Origin of the sequence: Microcoleus sp. BROC3 (genome assembly GCF_036702515.1) — a bacterium.
Classification (GTDB): Bacteria; Cyanobacteriota; Cyanobacteriia; order Cyanobacteriales; family Microcoleaceae; genus Microcoleus.
The window spans coordinates 50,544-70,578 of record NZ_JAUBTQ010000014.1 but is presented as its reverse complement, the minus strand read 5'-3'; the positions used below and the strand labels follow the sequence as shown (position 1 = coordinate 70,578).

Sequence of the window (20,035 nt, the reverse complement as noted above, 5' to 3'; positions counted from 1 at the left end):
AAAAGTTTGAAAATCAATAATTATAATAGAAGCAAACCAGTGTGGTGAGCACTATGCAAATCCTAGCCGCCAGCCTCAAAGCAAAAGTCCGCCAGCGTACATTGGAACTGCAAGTTCTCAATGAACTTACTGCAAAAGTTCAAGCCGCTCTCAGTGCTGATGAAATTTGGTCTGCGTGTCTGGCATATCTCGATCGCCTGATTCCTGGCGCGGCGATCGCAATTTTGACGCCACCGGACGATCGAATATACCTGCAACAGTTACAGCCTTTAACTGCTCGCGTCAGAGCCGAAATTGAAAGGCGCTTGCAAGCTGCTCGCGCGGAATGGCTCGCCGGCAATCGGGACTGGGCGCACAACATCGATCCGCCACCAATTGCTCAGTTTCAGTCGGTCTTGATGGCACCAGCCAACCCGGATGAAAGTGAAGAATTGTTGGGAGTATTTTTTATAGGTGCAGACCAGACAAATGCTTTTAATTTGGAACACCTTTGTTTGCTTCACACGGTCGCTCAAGTTTGTGCCAAATCGTTAATTTACTTAGCAGCTAAAACGACCCCTGTCAAGAGGAAAGCTAAAAATTTTTTTGCTCGGGATGCGGAAAGTCAAGAACTCTTGTTGCGGGCTTTAATCGAAGGTGATCCGGACAGAGTTTTTGCGAAAGATAGAAATTTTAGATACATTTTTGTAAATCAAAGTTTTGCGGAATATTTGGGAAAAAATATTGAAGAAATTATAGGCAAAGATGATATTGAATTAGGGTTTTCAGCCGAATTAGTATTCGGCGATCGCAACGGCGGGGTTGGGGGCATCCGCGAGGAAGATCGAGCTGTGCTGGCGGGGGAGATGGTTCGCAATCCCTACCAGGCGATCGCCTTTGAAGGTGGCAAACAGCACGTATTTGACACGCAAAAACTGCCACTGCGCGATGCCGAGGGCAATATATTTGCGGTTTTGGGTTTTTCTCGGGAGATTGCTCCATTGCAGGCCACAGATGAAGCCAGGAATCAAAGCCAAGCCAAACTGCAAAAAATTACTGCTAGCGTACCGGGTACGGTATATCAAATTGACTTGCATCCAGACGGCTCGATGGCCTTCTCGTTTGTGAGCGCGGGCTGCCGAGAATTGTATGAAATAGAACCAGAGGCTGCTCAGCAGGATTTTAATGTAATTGTTGACATGATTCATCCCGAAGATCGAGATGATTTTCTCAACTCGGTGACGCTTTCTGCTGAAAATTTGCAGCCTTGGCGCTGGGAAGGAAGAATTGTCACTCCGTCGGGAAAACTTAAATGGGTGCAAGGAGCTTCCCAGCCAGAATTGCAAGCATCGGGGAAGATAGTTTACTACGGCTTGTTCACGGATATTAGCGCCAGGAAACAAGCTGAATTGAAGCTGCAACTTTATCAACAAATCTTTTTAAAATCCAACGATGCGATCGCGATCTTAGACCCCCAAGGCTATTACTTAGAAACAAATCAAGCTCACACGGCTTTGCTGGGTTACAGTGCATCGAAATTGTGGGGAAAAACCCCGGTAATTCACATGGGAGAACAGGCATTTGCCTCGGTAATGCAAACCTTGGGAGAAACTGGGAGTTACCGAGGCGAAATGACCTTTATTAAGGCTTTGCCAGAAGGAACAGTTGAGGTCGAGCTTTCGGCTTTTGCGGTTCTCAATGATGCTGGGGATGTAGTTTGCTACGTAAATGTCAAAAGAGACATAACCGAACGCAAGCGAGCTGAGGAAAAACTAAAGCTTTACCGAGAAATATTTTTAAACTCCAATGATGCGATCGTCATTATCGATGCTGACGGGTTTTTCCTCGAACAAAATCGCGCTCACCAATCGCTTCTAGAATACACAGACGCGGAATTAGAAGCAGAAGCGTCGCCGCTGGTTGCGGGGGAGCGGTTTTCGACAATTGCCAAAAGTTTAGCGAAAACAGGAACTTTTCGGGGCGAAATTACTAACTGCACTAAACAAGGTCGCACGCTGGCGATCGACGTTGCCGCATATTCTATGATTAACAACGCCGGCGATGTAATTTGTCACGTCTGCGTCAAGCGCGACATTACCGAACGCAAAAAAGGAGAAGAAGAACGGCAAAAATTTGTGTCGCTGATTGAAAACAGCAGCGATTTTATCGGTATGGCTACCCTAAAAGGCAAAACGCTGTTTGTCAACGAAGCCGGACGAAAACTGGTGGGTGTAGATAATCTTTCGGCACTGCTTTATGCCGAGATCTGGGAGTATATCGGCCCAACTTTTCAACAAAAATTCAGTCAAGAGATTTTGCCAACAATTATCAGTCAGGGTCAGTGGCAAGGCGAAGGTCAAATGCACCACTTGCACAGCGGAAAACCCATTGATGTTGTGATGAATGCTTTTCTGGTCAAGCACCCTCAAACCAGCGAACCGCTGTGCTTTGCTGCGGTAATTCGCGATGTCACCGAACGCAAGCAAGCTGAGAGAATGCTGCGGGAACAAGCAGAACAAGAACGGCTGGTTTCGGCGATCGCCCAGCGAGTCCGCCAGTCTCTCAACCTGACTCAAACTCTGAGCACTGCTGTACAAGAAGTGCGGCAGTTGCTGGCCACTGACCGCACGGTAATTTATCGTTTTGAGTCCGAGGAAACAGCGCTTGTTGTTGTGGAATCTGTAGGGGATGATTGGATGCCACTGCTGGGCAGAAAAGTTCAAAGAACATCCTTTGGGGAAAGTTATGTATGGCTGTACAGTGCAGGAACAATTCAAGCAATGGCAGATATCTATACGGCCAATTTGAGCGAGGAACACCGAGATTTACTTGCTAGTTTGCAGGTAAGGGCTAATTTAGTTGTACCAATTTTTATAGGCGATGAAAGTCAGGGGTTGGCAACAGAATACTCGCCGGAAACTCAAATGAACCCGCCGGGAAGGAGTTTGGAAACGAGTCAAAATCGGTTGTGGGGATTGCTGATTGCCCATCAGTGCAGAGCTCCGCGTGTTTGGACTGATTCTGAGATGGATTTGCTGGGAAGGTTGAGCGTGCAGTTGGCGATCGCCATTCAGCAATCTACTCTTTTTGAACAAGCGCAGCAGGCCCGAGAAGCAGCCCTAGAAGCGTCTCGAATGAAGTCGCTATTTTTAGCAAATATGAGTCACGAAATCCGTACTCCGATGAATGGAGTGATGGGGATGACTGATTTGCTGCTGAAAACGCATCTTACTCCCGAACAGCTTGATTTTGTACAGACGCTGAAACTCAGCGGTCAAAATTTACTGTCCATCATTAACGATATTCTGGACCTCTCCAAACTGGAAGCAGGAGAAATGCGCTTAGAAACGATCGAATTTAACCTCAGTATCTGTCTGGATGAAGTGCTGGATTTGTTGGCAAGTCCCGCACAAGCAAAAGGTATAGAAGTGGTGGCACTGATTGACAGCGACGTGCCGCTGCAAATTAAAGCCGATGCAGCGCGGTTGCGGCAAATACTCACTAATTTGATCAACAATGCTATTAAGTTTACAGAAGCAGGAGAAGTGGTAATTGAGGTTTCTACTGCTAGTAGTCCAGGGTTATTGGCAGCCAGCGATGACCAGAAAAAATTAGAAAATAGCGAGCCGTTAAAAGTCGAAAACAATGGCTCGATCTTCCTGATTTTTAAAGTGACAGATACAGGAATCGGGATTGCTCCCGAAGACCAAAAAAAGCTGTTTCAATCTTTTACTCAAGTAGATGCTTCTACGACCAGAAAATATGGTGGCACAGGTTTGGGTCTGGCTATTTCTAAGGAGTTGGTGGAGTTAATGGGTGGGCAAATCGGTGTGGAAAGTACCCCTGGCCGAGGCTCGACTTTTTGGTTTACTGTGCCGACAGTTAAGGAAAATTTAACTGCGCTAGGGACAGCATGCGAAGTGAATTTGGAAACGGTGCTGGCGGGGCGAAAAATGTTAGTTGCCAGCGACAAGCCGACAGTGCGAAAAGTGTTAGTGAGAATGGCTGTTGTGTGGGGAATGGAAGTTGAGGAGGTTGAGAACGGTTGGATGGCGATCGCATCTCTGTATAAAGCTGTCAGCGTTAATTGCCCTTACGATATCGTTTTGGTTGATATTCAGTTGCCCGAAATGGTGGCGGGAAGTCTCGAACGCTTGAGGGTTTCTGAACCGGCAATGCAGCAGACAAAGTGGGTGGTGCTGACTTCAATAACTCAGGTTGCAGAGGCGAAACGCTTGGTAGATAGCGGTTTTAGCGGCTATTTAACTAAACCTGTTAAAGCTCACCGGCTATTTGATTGCTTGGCGAATGCGATCGCCCCGAGTACGCTGATTGATGAGCCGCTGGCAAATCCAACCTTCAATAGAGCCTCAGCTATTGACAACCGCGAGTTAGCGAGTTTAAAGATTTTGTTAGTTGAAGATACTCCAATCAATCAAAAAGTTGGTCTGAATCAACTCAGAGTTTTGGGATGCGCGGCGGATGTTGCGAATAACGGCGCAGAGGCGCTATCTATGGTTGCTCAGAAAAAGTATGACATTGTGTTGATGGACTGTCAGATGCCGGTGTTGGACGGTTACGAAGCAACGCTGGAATTGCGCCGCCTGGAAGCGGCAAATGCTGCTGCTGGCAAGATGGAGCCGCATCAAAAGACGGTGGTGATTGCGATGACGGCGAATGCTTTGAAGGGCGATCGGGAAAAGTGTCTGGCGGCGGGCATGGACGATTATATTAGCAAACCTATATCGATTGAAAAGTTAAAATCGGTACTAGCAAATTGGTCTGCCAAGCTAAAAATTGAAACTCCCAATTTGAATGGTGAGGAACTTAAAAACTCTGAGCCACCAGATATCCAATCGGTAGTCGATATGGCACGTTTGCACGAAATTGCGGGCGCTGATTTAGAGTTTGAGCGGGAAATACTGCAAGCTTTTGTGGTGGATACCGGTAGTTATTTAGAAGCTGCTAAGGGGGCGATCGCCTCGGGAGATATGGAGACACTGGCCCGCCACGCTCATCAAATTAAAGGTGTCAGCGCTACGGCGGCGGTGCGGTTAATGCCCTCCATGGCCGATCGGCTTCAAAGTCTGGCTGAATCAAATGATTTGGAGGGGGCTACAAAAATCATTGCTGAATTAGAAATAATTCTGGCGAGGGTTGAAAAGTTGGTGGCGACTGAGTAATAAATTTTCTTTTGAACCGGGCTCTCCAGCCCGATCCCGGACAGCTTATGGCAGCCCCGCGATCGCTCGCGTGTTAAGATTTTTAATCTTTTATCAAGATATTTATCTCAATGTGACGGAATTGGGAACTCTTATAACATCTTGTGTGTTGTAGCTTATGACACTACTACATTAAGTTATTGTGGTCAAATATAAAATAATCATTAAGCCGATCGAGATGAGTGTGCTTTTCGTCGATCGGCTTGAGACACCAAGACTAGCTTTTCGCTAGGCCCGCCCATTAAGTGCGTATTTACGCTCAACGAGGTTTTATGACTCCAGTCATGTTACGCCAACTCTGGTCATTAATTGAGACCACCCAAGCCACTCTGTTAGTTAATTTGGACGATGCCACCCTGGTACAGTGGCTGCTGAAACAGTTAAAGACCAACTCTGCGCTTAATGGCAAAGAAGCAGATTTGTTGGACGAATACATCCAGTCTCGGCTTTCCCTAATCCGCGATTTAGCTGAGCAGCGGCTAGCACCAGAGCTACTGTGAACGCATTCAATCAAAATCGGATAAATATTCCAGGGAAGGGCGAAGATCGCTTGCGGCGGGCAAAAATAGCAGAAAAGAAACCCGGTTTCAAGGATAAATCTTGGGTTTGACGACGAGACCTCCAGCCGGAAACCGGATTTCTAGCTCTCCGCGCCCAGCTTGCTCAAAAAAAAACAGGCGGGTAGTCGGTGCAGTTGCCGCCATGCAGAATGGCTAATTTGAAAGCGGAGGCTGTGTAGATCGCCGATCGCCACAGTTCTGACAGCTACAAGGTAGGATTGTCAGGAAAGCATTCTATTAAAATCTATGCGTAAATGGGGATTTTTGCTGCTAGCAAGCGTGTTACTTACGGCACCGTTGGCGTCTTGTAGGGATCGATCGGCACAAATCGGACAAACACCAGCAACAACAACTGCCGAAGGCAAATCGCAACAAGGTTCGAGCCGGTTAGATACAATTGTCAGCCGCGGCAAACTGATTTGCGGCGTCAGCGGCGAACTGCCGGGTTTTAGCTTTGTAGACGAAAAAGGCAAATATTCGGGACTGGATGTGGATGTGTGCAGGGCTGTCGCGGCGGCAATATTTGACGACCCAGAAAAAGTCGAGTACCGAAAACTCAACGCCAAAGATAGATTTACAGTTTTGCAGGCGGGAGAAATCGACATTCTCAGCCGAAATACCACCTACACGGCGAGTCGGGACAGCACTACCGGACTGGAATTTGCCCCGGTGATCTTTTATGACTCTCAAAGCATCATGGTCAAAAAAGACAGCGGCATCAAAAGTTTAAAAGATTTTGCGGGCAAATCTATCTGCGTGCAGACAGGTACGAGCACGGAACAAAATTTGTCCGACCAAATGCGAAAATTAGGAGTTAAATACACTCCTGTGGTGTTTGAAGATGTGAATGCTGTCTTTGCTACCTATCAAGAAGGTCGCTGTCAAGGTGTTACTGCCGATCGATCGCAACTCGTCTCGAAGCGCACAACTCTGCCGAATTCCGAGAATAATGTTGTTTTGCCGATCGTGATGTCAAAAGAACCCTTAGCCCCAGCGGTGAAAAGCGGCGATCCTAAATGGTCGGACGCGGTGAAATGGGTTATTTTTGCGGCGATTGAAGCTGAAGATTTGGGAATTAATTCGGGAAATGCAGACAAAATTGTGGCAAGCACTACAGACCCGAATGTCAAACGTTTGCTAGGAACAGAAGGAGATTTAGGTAAAGGTTTGGGACTCCCGAACGACTACGCAGTCCGCGTTGTTAAGAAAGTCGGGAATTACGGAGAAATGTACGATCGCAACCTCGGCCCCAAAAGTACACTTAAGTTAGAACGCGGTCAAAACAGACTCTGGAAAGATGGCGGTTTGCTTTACTCGCCGCCGTTCCGCTAATTGTAGGTAACTGTTGACAGTGGACTGTTAACAGTTAACCAACAAGATATTTTAGACAGCAAGGTACTCCGCGCTTACCAGACTTGTAAGGTGCTTACTAGGTGTAGCCTACAAGTTTAGGCAGGCTAAAGTTAGGTATAGTGCAATACGGTTCAGTTAACACTGTTAATTCCCCGGAGAGCCCCCTCGCATCCCCCTTAAGAAGGGGGACGCAAGAGCAACTTCTTGTCCCCCCCTTAAAAAGGGGGGCTAGGGGGGATCGGTCTTATTTGAACCGTATTGAGGTATAGTGTGCTCTACATTAAACAGTTATGAACCCAGAACCTCAACCGGGCAAATCGCAGAAAATTTCCAAATTTAAAGATATATCAAAACTGCTGCGGGACGATCGCTTCTGGAAAATTGCCGGACAGGCGATAGCCCTAATTTTAGTAATAGTTGTTATCGCCATTCTCTGGGACAATCTCAGTGCCAATTACTCGCAACTGGGGATTGCATTTGGATTTGATTTTCTCAATTCCCAAGCATCTTTTGACATCGGCGAAAGTGTCATTCCCTACAGTCCCGAAAACAGTTACAGACAAGCTTATTTTGTCGGTTTAATCAACTCGCTGCGGGTAATGGGTTTCGGCATTATTTTCGCAACCGTTGCGGGTTTGACTGTAGGAATTGCGCGCCTTTCCGACAATTGGCTGTTGCGGAGTTTGGCTGGTTTGTATGTAGAAATTTTGCGAAATACGCCGTTATTGCTGCAATTATTTTTCTGGTATTTTGCAGTTTTCATTTCCCTGCCAAAACTCGAAGACAACCCGCAGTTACGCGGGCCGATTTACTTGACAAATCGCGGCATTGCTGTACCTTGGCCTGTGGCTTTGCCGGGTTTTGAGAGTTGGTTGATTTTGCTAACTGTCGGAGTTTTGGCGGCGGCGGGGCTGTGGATGTGGCGGGCGCGGGTGATGTTAGAAGAAGCTAAGCCGGGAAGACAGTTGTTTTGGGCTGTAGGTGCGATCGGGCTGAGTGCAATCTTAGCTTGGATTATCACCAAAAATCTGCCTTTTCGTTTAGATTTCCCCCGCCTGACGCCAGAATTGCAACTCGAAGGAGGATTAAAATTAACTCCTGAATTCGTAGCCTTGGTGACAGGGCTCAGCTTGTATACTGGCAGTTACATTGCAGAAATTGTCCGGGCCGGAATTCAGTCAGTATCGAGAGGCCAGTGGGAAGCCGGAAAGTCTTTAGGGCTGAAGTCGGGAACAATGATGCGGATGGTAATTTTGCCGCAAGCTTTGCGGGTGATTGTGCCGCCTTTAACCAGTCAGTATCTGAATTTAGCTAAGAATTCGAGTTTAGCGGTTGCGGTTGCTTATCCCGACGTTTATTTTGTTGTGGGGTCTCCGACGTTGAATCAGACCGGTCGGGCGATCGAAGCAATGTTAATTATCATGGTAACATACCTAACAATTAGTTTGATAGTTTCTCTGTTCATGAATTGGTACAATAAAACCGTACAAATCAAGGAGAGGTAAATAGTTGAGGTTAAATCTATTTGAATTTGAATAAAAGGATATCGCGTCAAATGGCTTACAGTGACTGTAGCTTAGACAGAGTAACTAAAACTTGTGAATTGACTATTAAGCAATAATAAATAAGTCACAACTATCTTTGGCTTGCTAGTATCAAAGTTGAGGGGAATCAAATGACACAAGAATTAATTGCTCTAAGAAAGAGCATATTGGAAGGAAGGTATACGGATGCTTTGGCAATAGTCGATGAGTTAGATGGAATGAGCAAACAGGCAATTTTGCGACAAATCCAATCTTTTTTAAATGTTTTGCTGATTCACTTGATTAAAAATCAAGTTGAACATAGATTAACTGGTTCTTGGGCTAGTTCGATTCGCAATTCACTTAGAGAAATTAAGAAGGCAAATATTAAAGATAATAAAACATCTTATTACATCAATTCTGATGAATGGGAGAATTTTATAGAGGAGGAGGTAATTGAGGATGCGATTGCAGAGGCTGCGGAGGAAGTATTGAATGGTATTTATACTCAATTTCAACTTGCAGAGATGATGGATAGAAACCTGATCATTCAAACTGCTGTGAGGTTATTGAACTTGACTTATATCCATTCCCCCAAAGATTTACCCGCAGTGTTAGCCCAGCATTTAAGTCAGTTACCAGGTGGAGAAGATTGGATAAATCGCCGAAAATAAGTAGAATTTTTTTTAGCCTTGGCGAGTGGAAATCGCCTCTATACAAACAAAACCCGCCTACGCGGGTTAATAAAATAACTGGTTGTTACTCTACGTCATAGGATTGAAAACCGCTATATGGAAACTGTCCCCATATTACCGCCCCCAGCCACCGAATCGCCTACCCCTTGGAATTGGGCGCGCAAAAATTTATTTAGTACCTGGTACAACAGCCTTCTGACAGTAGTTTGCCTAATTATCGCCTTCCAAACTATTAAAGGAATTATCGTTTGGGCAACAACAAAAGCTCAATGGCACGTGCTAGAAGCTAACTTGCCGTTATTTTTCGCGGGCAGATTTCCCCGCGAATCGTACTGGCGGCTGTGGATAGTTACGGCCATAATTGCCTTGTTGGGAGGATTAACTTGGGGAAACATTCAGCGGCAAGAACGTCTTTGGAATCCGCCTTTACTAATTATACTCGGTGCTGCGGTTGTGGGTGCGGTCATTTCGCCGATCGACCTAACCTCTCGCCTTTACCTGCTAGCAAATATTATTGTAGCGGCTGCTAGCTATGCCATCGGAAGGCAAATTCACCCAAAAATCATGGGCTGGATGCCGGCAATTTGGGTTCTTTCCTTCCCAATAGTTTTGTGGCTAATTAAAGGCGGGTTGGGTTTGACAGAAGTGTCAACAAATGATTGGGGCGGTTTAGTGCTGACGCTATTTTTAGCAGTTATTAGTATTGTGCTTTCCTTTCCTTTGGGAGTATTGCTAGCACTCGGCCGACAAAGTTCTTTGCCAGTTGTGAGACTGTTATCAACCTTATACATTGAAATTATTCGCGGTTTACCCTTAATTGGCATTTTGTTTTTAGGTCAAGTAATGCTGCAACTCTTCTTGCCGCCAGAATATCCGAAATTGGATAGAGTGATTAGAGCCATTGCTGGATTAACGTTATTTAGTGCGGCATACTTGGCAGAAAACGTGCGCGGTGGCTTGCAGGCAGTGCCCAGGGGACAAATAGAAGCAGCGAGGTCGATCGGACTCAATACACCCCTGCTTACAATTCTCATTGTACTGCCTCAAGCACTGCGAATAGTCATTCCGGCGATCGGCGGTCAATTCATCGGATTATTCATGGATACATCCCTGCTATCTCTATTCGGAATGTTAGAATTAATCGGAATATCCCGCGCAGTTTTAGCAAATCCATCCTATATCGGCAGGTACGCCGAAGTTTACATATTCGTAGGCATCATTTATTGGATATTTTGCTACTCAATGTCCCTAGCCAGCCGCAAAATAGAGCGAACATTAGGAGTAGGCCAGCGCTAAAAACTCATCAACTTTCATCAGCGTTCATCTGCGTTCATCTGCGGTTAAAAAATAAAAAACTATTATGGAAACTCAACTAACAGCCCCAGAACAAGTAATCATAGCAGAAAACGTCCACAAATGGTACGGACAATTTCACGTACTGCGAGGTGTCAGCATGACCGTAAACCGAGGTGAAGTCGTGGTCGTGATGGGGCCCTCTGGTTCGGGAAAATCGACATTTATTCGCACGTTCAACGCATTAGAAGAATACCAACAAGGTAAAATTACGATCGACGGAATCGAACTTTCCCACGACTTACGCAACATCGAGACAATTCGCCGCGAAGTAGGAATGGTGTTTCAGCAATTTAACCTGTTTCCCCACTTATCAGTCTTGCAAAACGTCATGCTAGCGCCAGTGTGGGTGCGCCGCTGGCCGAAGAAAAAAGCCGAAGAAGTGGCGATACAACTGTTAGAAAGAGTGGGGATTTTGGAACAAGCAAAAAAATATCCCGGACAGTTGTCTGGAGGACAGCAGCAGCGGGTCGCTATTGCACGTTCTCTAGCCATGCAGCCTAAAATCATGCTGTTTGATGAACCGACATCAGCATTAGACCCGGAGATGGTGCGGGAAGTGTTAGATGTAATGCGAAATTTGGCTCAAACAGGAATTACAATGGTAGTGGTGACTCACGAAGTCGGGTTTGCGCGCGAAGTTGCCGATCGCATTGTGTTGATGGATGGCGGTGTTTTGGTGGAAGAAGCCCAACCAGAAGAGTTTTTTCAGAACCCAAAGGAAGAACGCACCCGCAAGTTTTTATCTCAGATACTGTAACTGATTTTCCAGTTTAATCGGTGGGTTTGGCGACGAGCGCAGCAGTCAAAATCGACCTAATTAAGGTAAAATAAAAGAGTGTACAATCAGTCTCTATTTTGCTGAGATAGCTTGCAATGCCATCCACAAAAACTCTGCCGTTAGTTAAAGACTCGGAACGCCTAGAAAGTCGCCTCAAAGAAATTCCGGCGGTTCCTGGTGTATATTTAATGCGAGACGAGAGCGATCGCATCCTTTACATCGGCAAATCCAAAAAACTCCGAAACCGCGTCCGTTCCTACTTCCGCGAAAGCCAAAATCTTAGTCCCCGCATCGCGATGATGGTGCAGCAAGTGCGCGAAATTGAATTCATCGCCACCGACACCGAAGCAGAAGCTTTAGCGTTAGAAGCAAACCTCGTAAAACAGCACCAACCTTACTTTAATGTCCTCCTCAAAGATGATAAAAAATATCCTTATTTGTGCATAACTTGGTCTGAGGAATACCCGCGCATTTTTATCACCCGCAAACGTCGCGCAGGTAGTGCAAAAGACCGCTATTACGGCCCTTACGTCGATACAGGGGCACTGCGGAGTACGCTACATTTAATTAAGCGAATTTTCCCGCTGCGGCAACGCCCTCAACCGCTGTTTAAAGACCGTCCCTGTTTGAATTACGACATCGGGCGCTGCGTTGGCGTTTGTCAAGGGTTAACTTCGCCGGAAGAATATCGAAAAATCATCCAAAAAGTAGCGATGATTTTCCAAGGAAGAACTGAGGAATTGCTCAATATTTTGCAGCCCCAAATGGAAGAGGCAGCCGAAGATTTAAACTTTGAAACGGCGGCGCGCATTCGCGACCAAATTAAGGGTTTGCAGTCTTTGAGTGCGGGTCAAAAAGTGTCTTTGCCAGACGATACGGTTTCTAGAGATGCGATCGCACTTGCGGCCGACACCCAGCACGCTTGCGTCCAATTATTCCAAATTCGCGCCGGTCAACTGGTCGGAAGATTGGGATTTATGGCGGAAATACCTCCCCAACCCCCCCTTGCAAAGGGGGAGCAAGAGTTATCTCAACTTTCTCTTTCCTCCCCCCCAAGCCTTGGGGAGGAACCAAAACGGATAGAGGCCGGAGCGATTTTGCAGCGGGTGTTGGAAGAACACTATCAAAATGTCGAATCCGTAGAAATTCCCAGCGAAATTTCAGTGCAGTACGAATTGCCAGAAGCCGAAATATTAGCAGATTGGTTGAGCAACCGTAAGGGACGAAAAGTTACGATTTTGACGCCGCAGCGGCAAACTAAGGCAGAATTGATTGAGATGGTGGAACGGAATGCTGAGTATGAATTGGCGAGAATGCAAAGATTGAGCGATCGCAATTCTCAAGCAATGGAAGATTTAGCAGAAATTCTCGATTTGCCAGAAGTTCCTCGCCGCATTGAAGGTTACGATATTTCTCACATTCAAGGTTCTGACGCCGTAGCTTCCCGCGTCGTATTTATTGACGGTTTGCCCGCCAACCAGCACTACCGCCATTACAAAATTAAAAATCCTGAAATTAAATCGGGTCATTCTGATGATTTTGCTAGTTTAGCAGAAGTTATCGGTCGCCGATTCCGAGGATTGAAGGAAGAAGAAACAGGCAAGATGGAAGATGGATTTAGCGATTTAGAAGAATCGGCAGAAATCAGCAATTTATCCTCGGTTTCTCATACTATTTCCGACAAACCAGACTTAATCATGATAGATGGCGGCAAAGGTCAACTGTCAGCAGTTGTGGCTGTTTTGCGAGAGATGAATTTGCTAGAAGAGTTGCGCGTTGTCAGTTTAGCAAAGCAGCGAGAGGAGATATTTTTGCCGGGGGAATCTTTGCCGCTGCAAACTAATTCTGAGCAGCCTGGGGTACAATTATTGCGCCGGGTGCGGGATGAGGCGCACAGATTTGCTGTGAGTTTTCACCGCGATCGAAGAAGCGAGAGAATGAAGCGATCGCGCCTTGATGAAATTCCCGGATTGGGACACCACCGACAAAAACAATTGTTGGCACATTTTCGGTCGATCGACTACCTCCGTTTAGCGACTCCCGAACAGTTGGCAGAAGTTTCTGGGATTGGCCCGCGTCTGGCGCAGCAAATTTACGATTATTTCCATCCGTAAAGTCTTACGCAGTATGGGAGACGGAGATTTTTGGGGCTAGGGGGCGATCGGGCGGCAAGTCCCGATTCATCCCCGATTCAGCCACTGTGAGGGAGGTCTTCAAAAATTTTGCACAGACCTATTGCAATTCCCAGAGACTTGTGGTATGTTTAGTTTCTGTGCGCGGGCATAGTTTAGTGGTAAAACTTTAGCCTTCCAAGCTAACTATGCGGGTTCGATTCCCGCTGCCCGCTTGCGTCTATAAGAACCTAGAACCCTTGAGAAATCAACGGTTTGAGGTTTTTTATTGCTGATTTTTGGGGTTTGTGATGGGTCAAGTTGACTAGAAATTGAATACAAATTGAATACAATTTGCCTCGTTTGGATACAAATTGGATACAATCCTCTCCCCCACTTAGTTTAAGCCGTTCTCTTCTGCCAGCAGCCCCAAAATAGCTTCTACATCACCTGGGGGGGTGACGACCCGCCCCAAACCCATATTTAGTAAGGATTGAGCCAACTTGTGGTAAAAAAAGATAGGCAGCAGAGTTGTTACACGCTTGCCTATCCAAAAAAATAATGATACCAAGATTCTACCAGACTCATTTACAAAAACACCTGACGCCATCTCAGTTTTTGGTGATGACAATTTTGCTATCCTTGATGCAATCAGAAAAACAAGTGAGATTAGAGCGGCTCTCCCGAGTATTTCCCTGTCTAATTACAGCCGAAAGTCGGCGACGTAAATTACAAAAATTTTTAGATTTACCTCACTTAACAATCGAATTAATTTGGTTTCCATTAATTACTTATTGGTTGACCACTTATTGCCCGGTTGGTACTCGCTTATCAAGATCAATTGATCGCAGTCAATGGGGCTGTATTAATCTGTTCATGGTTAGCTTAATCTGGGAGCGAAGAGCAATTCCATTGTACTGGTCATTGTTGCCGAAATTGGGCAGCAGCAACTTCGAGGAACAAACGTAAGGATTCAGGTCTAAGATTGGGGAACAAGAGAAGGCATGAAAAAGTTACAATAATGGGCAGATATAGCCTTACGGAAAAAAGCCATTGCACTTTTACCTTGAAACCGACAAGTCTGAATCACTGATAACAAATCAGCAGTTTGTTCAAACCGAAACATCGAGCGGGAACCACCAGATACCTTACGTTTAGTCACGGCTAATCGTAGAGAACGTTCCGCTAAATTATTGTCAGGAGGAATGGATGGGTGGTCTAAAAAATACCACCATTGGTGCGCTTTCTCACGTAACGAGCGCAGTAAAAGTCCCGCAGCATGACCAACAAGACCTTGCCAAGTATTTAACAAAGCTGCCAGTCTGGTCTTAAAGTCCTTCGCCCAAGCATGATAATCGAGTTCTTCAGGGTGGGAGCGCCATTTTCGATGTTGTCGGAATGCCTCATCAATTAAATCCAAGAACGCAGACGCAACTACTGTGTTGTTACCATGGCCCAATACGGTTTACTTAAGGCTTAGGAGGCTTTAAGATTTTAAAAATAGGAGGATTAGTTTTTATTCCAGTACCTCTGTGTTTGACTTTTTTGGATTTAAACTTTGAAACAGGTTTTTTGACAACTCTTGGGTTGTTTCTCGCTCACTCTTGGCGGCAAAGTTGCATCAAGGATCTCCAAATTCAGCCAAGTTAAAAAAAAGGGATTTCCTGTGATTCTAATCGCTGAAATCTTGGAACAGCACGACGAATAACTCGTAATGTACCCGTGAAAGAAATACTTAATGGGGAAATTTCTGCACTATGCGCTGTTTGACAAATTAATGACCGCACAGCCCAATGTCCTAATAATAGGCCATAAATTTCTTGTACTACTTCTCTTGGTCTTTGAGAGCGAACATGAGTTTTTCTTTCCCCGAGATGTACTTTGAATTCATCAATTGTATTTTCCACTTCCCAACGTAGATGATATTCGGCTGCTAATAACTTTGCCGGAAATTTTTGAGAGTCCAATAAACTTGTAATTAAACGATACTTAATTTCTGCTGTTGGGTCGTTTAAGTTTTCAATCCTGTACTCAATTACTCTAATTTGGATTGGTTTAAATCCTTTTTTTCTGAATTGGCCTGGGGGATTAATAAAACTTAAGTAAGAACCATCTTCTAGTTGTGTTTCGTTGAGGAATTTAACATTTGACGGAATTCGTCCTAAATAGTTAGAACCCTTGCTGAGCGTGGCTGACACCATCGCATATGAATGCAAGCCTCTATCCCACATTAACAACATTTCTTCAGTAACTGAGCTCCATAACCTTAATGCTCTGACTCTTTCTCCCATCTTGTATGGGCATATTAAAGCATCAAATATTAAGTGTGTTCCTGCTTCTAATAAAATAACTAATCTAGCGAAAGGGAAAAGCAGCTCTTGTACCTGGACGGCTACCTGGACGGCCAAAAACTCTGGCATTTTCGTCACTGTCTGGGATGTTTAAGCAGGTTCCATCTATTGCTACAACTCTCAATCCATTCAGAAAAGCTCCCACTGTTTCAGTTGTAGCCATTGGTCGTACCAACTGATGAAATAACTGGCTCATTACAGAAAGCCCTAATCTTTTTCTGGCTTTAGTAATAGCTGCCTTGCAGGGAGTTTTCCAGAATTTACCAGTTTTCAACCAGACTTCATTAAGTCCATCAATCAGATTTTTTAGTACGTCCCGCATTGAGTCTTTTGACCATAAGCTCATTGCTATGATTAGACACACTACCAGTTGTGATAGTAGCCCACGATGCCGTTTTTCTTTGGCTTTTGCTTTGAGAATAGCTGCTTCTATTTCTGTTGATGGAATTGCTACCTCTATTGCTTTGAATACCTCGCTACTTTTGAGCTTGGGAGATTCTAATAATAATTTTTTGTACGGCACTATACTTGATTTACTTTTTGTATATCATATATAGTTTATCACTTGTTCGACCTTAAGTAAACCGTATTGAGCCTGCTGATTGACATTAACGGAGACGGGATAGCAAAGCCTGCCGATGACTTGGTGATTTTAGACTTTTTCGGTGCATCGCCGAATGTCGGAGGTGCAGGCTTAATCGAAACTATTAATAACCTCTCTGGTACAGCAATCCTCGCTGCCAATCTCACTGAGGCTACGGTAGCAGGCGGACTCAATGTAACCACAGGTACTCCCGGCAACGATAACCTCATAGGCACTGTCGGTAATGACAACATCTCAGGCTTAGAAGGCAATGACACCCTCGCTGGCTCAGATGGTGGCGACACTTTGCTTGGCGGTGCAGGAGATAACAACCTCAGTGGTGGTGGGGGGAATGACAGCCTCTTTGGTGGCGACGGCAATGACACGCTGGATGGCGGTGCCGACAACGACACCATCAAGGGCAATGCCGGTACTAACAGCCTCAGCGGGGGTGCAGGAAATGACGACATCCTTGGCGGCAGCAACAATAGCACCCTGGATGGAGGTGCGGGCGATGATATCTTGGATGGTGGCGGCCTCTTGTTAGGGGGAGATGGCAATGATATCTTCTATACCGGTGTAGGTAGTTCCAACAGCACTTTAGAAGGGGGTGGAGGTGATGATGCGCTCAATTCCTACCTCAGTAGTAATCAAGGCACTGATGTGCTGCGAGGTGGTGCAGGTAACGATTTATATAATCCATCCACCAGCAAGCCGAGTCAGATTCAGGACACCGGTGGCATCGATAATGTGCGGATAAGTTTCGGCACCGACACAAACCTTTCCCTATCTTTGTCACCAGGCACTCTGGGCTTAGGGCGGCAAGGTACCAGTCTGGTAGTTGATATCAACAAAGACGGGATAGCCAAAGCAGCAGATGACTTGGTGATTTTAGACTTTTTCGGTGCATCCCCAACCCTCGCGGGTGCGGGTTTGATCGAAACCATCGACAACCTCTCTGGTAGCGACATTCTGGCTGCTAATTTACCAGACTCACCCACCGCGCCGACACCCACCGCGCCAACACCCACCGCGCCGACACCCACCGCGCCAACACCCACCGTGCCAACACCAGTTGCACCCACCCCGCCGCCACCCACACCGATACCCACATCGGCTACGACGCCCACACCGGCTACAACACCTACACCCGTTTTCACTCCCGCACCGCCTGTGACGATCGCACTTCCGATCGCACTCACACTCACAAACGCGCCCACACCGACAGGCTCAGCGTCAGGGAATATCGGCAGCAACAGCAATGACGTGATTATTGCGATCGACGCTAACAGTCCCGTCTACGGCAACAAAGGCAACGACACTTTAATCGGCAACAGCGAAAACAACACATTCTTCGGAGGCAAAGGAGACGACGCCTTATTTGGCGACGACGGCAACGATCTTTTATTTGGCAACGACGGTAATGACACGGTGATTGGAGGCGACGGTAACGATAGCGAGTTAGGAGGAAAAGGTGACGACTTCTTGTATGGTGGCGACGGTAACGATGCCATCAGCGGCGATCTAGGCAACAATACTTTAGCCGGCGACGCTGGTAACGACAGCCTTTACGGCGGTGAAAATAACGATGCTTTGCTGGGCGGTACTGGCAACGATTTCCTCTATGCCAAAGAAGGCAACGACATTTTGAGTGGCGTTGACGGCACTGCTGCTAATTCTGGACTGGGCGAAGTCGATACCCTGATTGGCGCAGAAGGCAATGATACTTTCTTGCTGGGAGATGCCACCAAGTTCTACTACAACGATGGCAACGATACCGCCACTGGCGCAGGCGACTACGCTTTGATTGTCGGTTTCAACCCGACTGAAGATATCCTCCAACTTCAAGGTGCTCCTAGCACTTACCAGTTAGGTGCTTCTCCGACAGGGTTGCCTGCTGGTACCGCTATTTTCAAGAAGAGTGGGAGCTCGGAGGAATTGATTGCGATCGTCCAATCAGTTTCTTTCCTGGCTATTGACAGCAACTCTTTGCGCTTCGTCTAAGGGTAAAGTCTTGAGCCCCCTCGATCGGCGGTTGAAACCGCTTAAGAGTCAAACAAAGTCCCTCTCTAAGATACTAAGAAATTTAAGTTAGATTAAGTCCTGCCTTTGGTGCAGGACTTTTTTGTCGGGTGGAGGGGCGATCGGCTGTCGCCCAAAATTGATTGTCAAAATGCTATACTCAAAATCAGAAAATAGTTGTACAATGTTTTTCTAGTCATTTTTTACCGCGTCGCCTCCAAAGTCAAAGAAGGTAAAAGCAGGTAAAAAACACTAAGCGCGGGCGTAATTCAGTGGTAGAATGTCAGCTTCCCATGCTGAACGTCGTGGGTTCGAGTCCCACCGTCCGCTTTGACTGAATTTTCATATAATTATGAAAATTAATTAGTGCTATCAATTCAATCTATGGCTTATTTCTTAACCGCTGCTTTATATAAGTTCGTTGAACTACCGGATTTTGCCGACCTGAAAGCACCCCTACTCGATTGTTGCAACAACAACAACGTCAAAGGCACTATCTTGCTGGCCGAAGAAGGCATCAATGGCACTATTGCTGGCTCGTCCGAGGGCGTACACGCAGTGCTGGCATTCTTGCGTAGTGACTCGCGTTTTGCGGATCTGGTGCACAAGGAATCTTTCTCGGAAAAAGCACCTTTTTATCGATTGAAAATACGCTTGAAGCGCGAAATCGTCACGATGGGGGTACCGGACATTAATCCCCGCCTCATGGCTGGCAAATATGTTAAGCCTGATGAGTGGAATAAGCTGCTTGACGATCCCGATGTTGTCGTGGTTGATGTTCGTAACGACTTCGAGGTATCTATGGGTACTTTTGAAGGCGCTATTAATCCAAAAACAAAAAGCTTTTCCGAATTACCTGAATGGGTGCTGCGGGAAACTGCTTTACGCAATAAACCCAAGGTGGCAATGTTTTGCACGGGTGGTATTCGCTGCGAGAAATCTACTGCTTTTTTGCGTACTCAAGGTTTTGATGAAGTCTATCATCTCGAAGGCGGAATTTTAAAATATTTGGAAACGGTGCCGGAAGCAGAAAGTCGTTGGGAAGGTGAATGTTTTGTCTTTGATGAACGGGTTTCTGTTGGTCATGGGTTAAAGTCGGGTAATTATGAACTTTGTCGCGGTTGTCGTCACCCGATTAGTCAGGAAGATAAGGCTTCGGAATTATTTGTACTTGGTGTGAGTTGTCCTCATTGTCATGACTCCAAAACTGAAACCAAAAAACAAGGTTTATCTGAACGTCAACGTCAGATTCAGCTTGCTAAGCGTCGCAACCAAGTACATATAGGCGCGCGCTACGATGCGAAGGAAAAAGTAGATGGTGCGATCGACTAATATGATTATTCACTAAGCTTAAAGAAACCCCGTTTCTACGAAAAATCTTGTTTAGCGACGAGAAATATACGAAGAAACGGGGTTTCTGACCCGAAAAACCCGATCGCGCGATCGACTAATTATATCGTTTCCGGTTGCATCGGGATAATAAAATCGAGTCAACAGTTAAC

At 46.0% G+C, this 20,035-nt stretch carries 12 protein-coding genes, 2 tRNA genes and 1 pseudogene; 12 read left to right on the top strand and 3 right to left on the bottom strand.

Annotation, left to right across the window (positions count from 1 at the left end; translation table 11 throughout):
• The first annotated feature begins 53 nt into the window (after positions 1–53).
• From QUB30_RS11405 to QUB30_RS11365, 9 genes are all read left to right on the top strand, one after another.
• Positions 54–5,162 (top strand): PAS domain S-box protein, encoded by a 5,109-nt coding sequence (locus QUB30_RS11405; protein ID WP_333333338.1) that lies wholly within the window; start codon positions 54–56, stop codon positions 5,160–5,162.
• A 311-nt stretch (positions 5,163–5,473) separates the two neighbouring features.
• Positions 5,474–5,701 carry a hypothetical protein gene (locus QUB30_RS11400; protein WP_015178453.1) on the top strand — a complete coding sequence of 76 codons (228 nt, stop codon included), beginning with the start codon at positions 5,474–5,476 and terminating at the stop codon, positions 5,699–5,701.
• Positions 5,702–6,007: 306 nt separating this feature from the next.
• Positions 6,008–7,093 (top strand): amino acid ABC transporter substrate-binding protein, encoded by a 1,086-nt coding sequence (locus QUB30_RS11395; RefSeq protein WP_333333222.1) that lies wholly within the window; start codon positions 6,008–6,010, stop codon positions 7,091–7,093.
• A 311-nt stretch (positions 7,094–7,404) separates the two neighbouring features.
• On the top strand, positions 7,405–8,619 hold the full coding sequence (locus tag QUB30_RS11390) for an ABC transporter permease subunit (protein ID WP_333333220.1): 1,215 nt from the start codon (positions 7,405–7,407) through the stop codon (positions 8,617–8,619).
• Between the two features lie 170 nt (positions 8,620–8,789).
• The gene (locus QUB30_RS11385) at positions 8,790–9,311 is read left to right on the top strand and encodes a DUF29 family protein (protein WP_333333218.1); all 522 of its coding nucleotides are present in this window, start codon (positions 8,790–8,792) and stop codon (positions 9,309–9,311) included.
• A gap of 117 nt (positions 9,312–9,428) precedes the next feature.
• Positions 9,429–10,628: an amino acid ABC transporter permease gene (locus QUB30_RS11380; protein WP_333333216.1), complete on the top strand. Its 1,200-nt coding sequence runs from the start codon at positions 9,429–9,431 to the stop codon at positions 10,626–10,628.
• Positions 10,629–10,692: 64 nt separating this feature from the next.
• Entirely contained in the window at positions 10,693–11,445 is a 753-nt protein-coding gene (locus QUB30_RS11375) for an amino acid ABC transporter ATP-binding protein (protein ID WP_333333213.1), read from the top strand.
• A gap of 116 nt (positions 11,446–11,561) precedes the next feature.
• Positions 11,562–13,580, top strand: a complete 2,019-nt coding sequence (uvrC, locus tag QUB30_RS11370; protein WP_333333211.1) for an excinuclease ABC subunit UvrC — start codon at positions 11,562–11,564, stop codon at positions 13,578–13,580.
• Positions 13,581–13,742: 162 nt separating this feature from the next.
• A tRNA-Gly gene (locus QUB30_RS11365) sits at positions 13,743–13,813 on the top strand.
• A gap of 161 nt (positions 13,814–13,974) precedes the next feature.
• On the opposite strand, the gene QUB30_RS11360 is transcribed toward QUB30_RS11365, so the two are convergent.
• The 3 genes and pseudogenes from QUB30_RS11360 to QUB30_RS11350 form a co-directional block, all read right to left on the bottom strand.
• On the bottom strand, positions 13,975–14,187 hold the full coding sequence (locus QUB30_RS11360; protein ID WP_333333209.1) for a hypothetical protein: 213 nt from the start codon (positions 14,185–14,187) through the stop codon (positions 13,975–13,977).
• 369 nt (positions 14,188–14,556) lie between these two features.
• The gene (locus tag QUB30_RS11355; protein WP_333333207.1) at positions 14,557–15,036 is read right to left on the bottom strand and encodes an IS66 family transposase; all 480 of its coding nucleotides are present in this window, start codon (positions 15,034–15,036) and stop codon (positions 14,557–14,559) included.
• A 187-nt stretch (positions 15,037–15,223) separates the two neighbouring features.
• A pseudogene (locus QUB30_RS11350) lies at positions 15,224–16,361 on the bottom strand (IS4 family transposase).
• A gap of 156 nt (positions 16,362–16,517) precedes the next feature.
• Here QUB30_RS11350 and QUB30_RS11345 point away from each other — a divergent pair.
• The 3 genes from QUB30_RS11345 to trhO all read left to right on the top strand — a co-directional run bounded on the left by QUB30_RS11345 (position 16,518) and on the right by trhO (position 19,865).
• Positions 16,518–18,515 (top strand): calcium-binding protein, encoded by a 1,998-nt coding sequence (locus QUB30_RS11345; RefSeq protein ID WP_333333205.1) that lies wholly within the window; start codon positions 16,518–16,520, stop codon positions 18,513–18,515.
• 276 nt (positions 18,516–18,791) lie between these two features.
• Positions 18,792–18,863, top strand: a tRNA-Gly gene (locus QUB30_RS11340).
• A 54-nt stretch (positions 18,864–18,917) separates the two neighbouring features.
• Positions 18,918–19,865 carry an oxygen-dependent tRNA uridine(34) hydroxylase TrhO gene (gene trhO, locus QUB30_RS11335; protein WP_333333204.1) on the top strand — a complete coding sequence of 316 codons (948 nt, stop codon included), beginning with the start codon at positions 18,918–18,920 and terminating at the stop codon, positions 19,863–19,865.
• The last annotated feature ends 170 nt before the right edge of the window (positions 19,866–20,035 follow it).

Bases quoted from the DNA above. Each gene is read 5' to 3' on its own strand.
- QUB30_RS11405 (WP_333333338.1), top strand. From the start codon at position 54: ATGCAAATCCTAGCCGCCAGCCTCAAAGCAAAAGTCCGCCAGCGTACA.
- QUB30_RS11400 (WP_015178453.1), top strand. From the start codon at position 5,474: ATGACTCCAGTCATGTTACGCCAACTCTGGTCATTAATTGAGACCACC.
- QUB30_RS11395 (WP_333333222.1), top strand. From the start codon at position 6,008: ATGCGTAAATGGGGATTTTTGCTGCTAGCAAGCGTGTTACTTACGGCA.
- QUB30_RS11390 (WP_333333220.1), top strand. From the start codon at position 7,405: ATGAACCCAGAACCTCAACCGGGCAAATCGCAGAAAATTTCCAAATTT.
- QUB30_RS11385 (WP_333333218.1), top strand. From the start codon at position 8,790: ATGACACAAGAATTAATTGCTCTAAGAAAGAGCATATTGGAAGGAAGG.
- QUB30_RS11380 (WP_333333216.1), top strand. From the start codon at position 9,429: ATGGAAACTGTCCCCATATTACCGCCCCCAGCCACCGAATCGCCTACC.
- QUB30_RS11375 (WP_333333213.1), top strand. From the start codon at position 10,693: ATGGAAACTCAACTAACAGCCCCAGAACAAGTAATCATAGCAGAAAAC.
- uvrC (WP_333333211.1), top strand. From the start codon at position 11,562: ATGCCATCCACAAAAACTCTGCCGTTAGTTAAAGACTCGGAACGCCTA.
- QUB30_RS11360 (WP_333333209.1), bottom strand. From the start codon at position 14,187: ATGGCGTCAGGTGTTTTTGTAAATGAGTCTGGTAGAATCTTGGTATCA.
- trhO (WP_333333204.1), top strand. From the start codon at position 18,918: ATGGCTTATTTCTTAACCGCTGCTTTATATAAGTTCGTTGAACTACCG.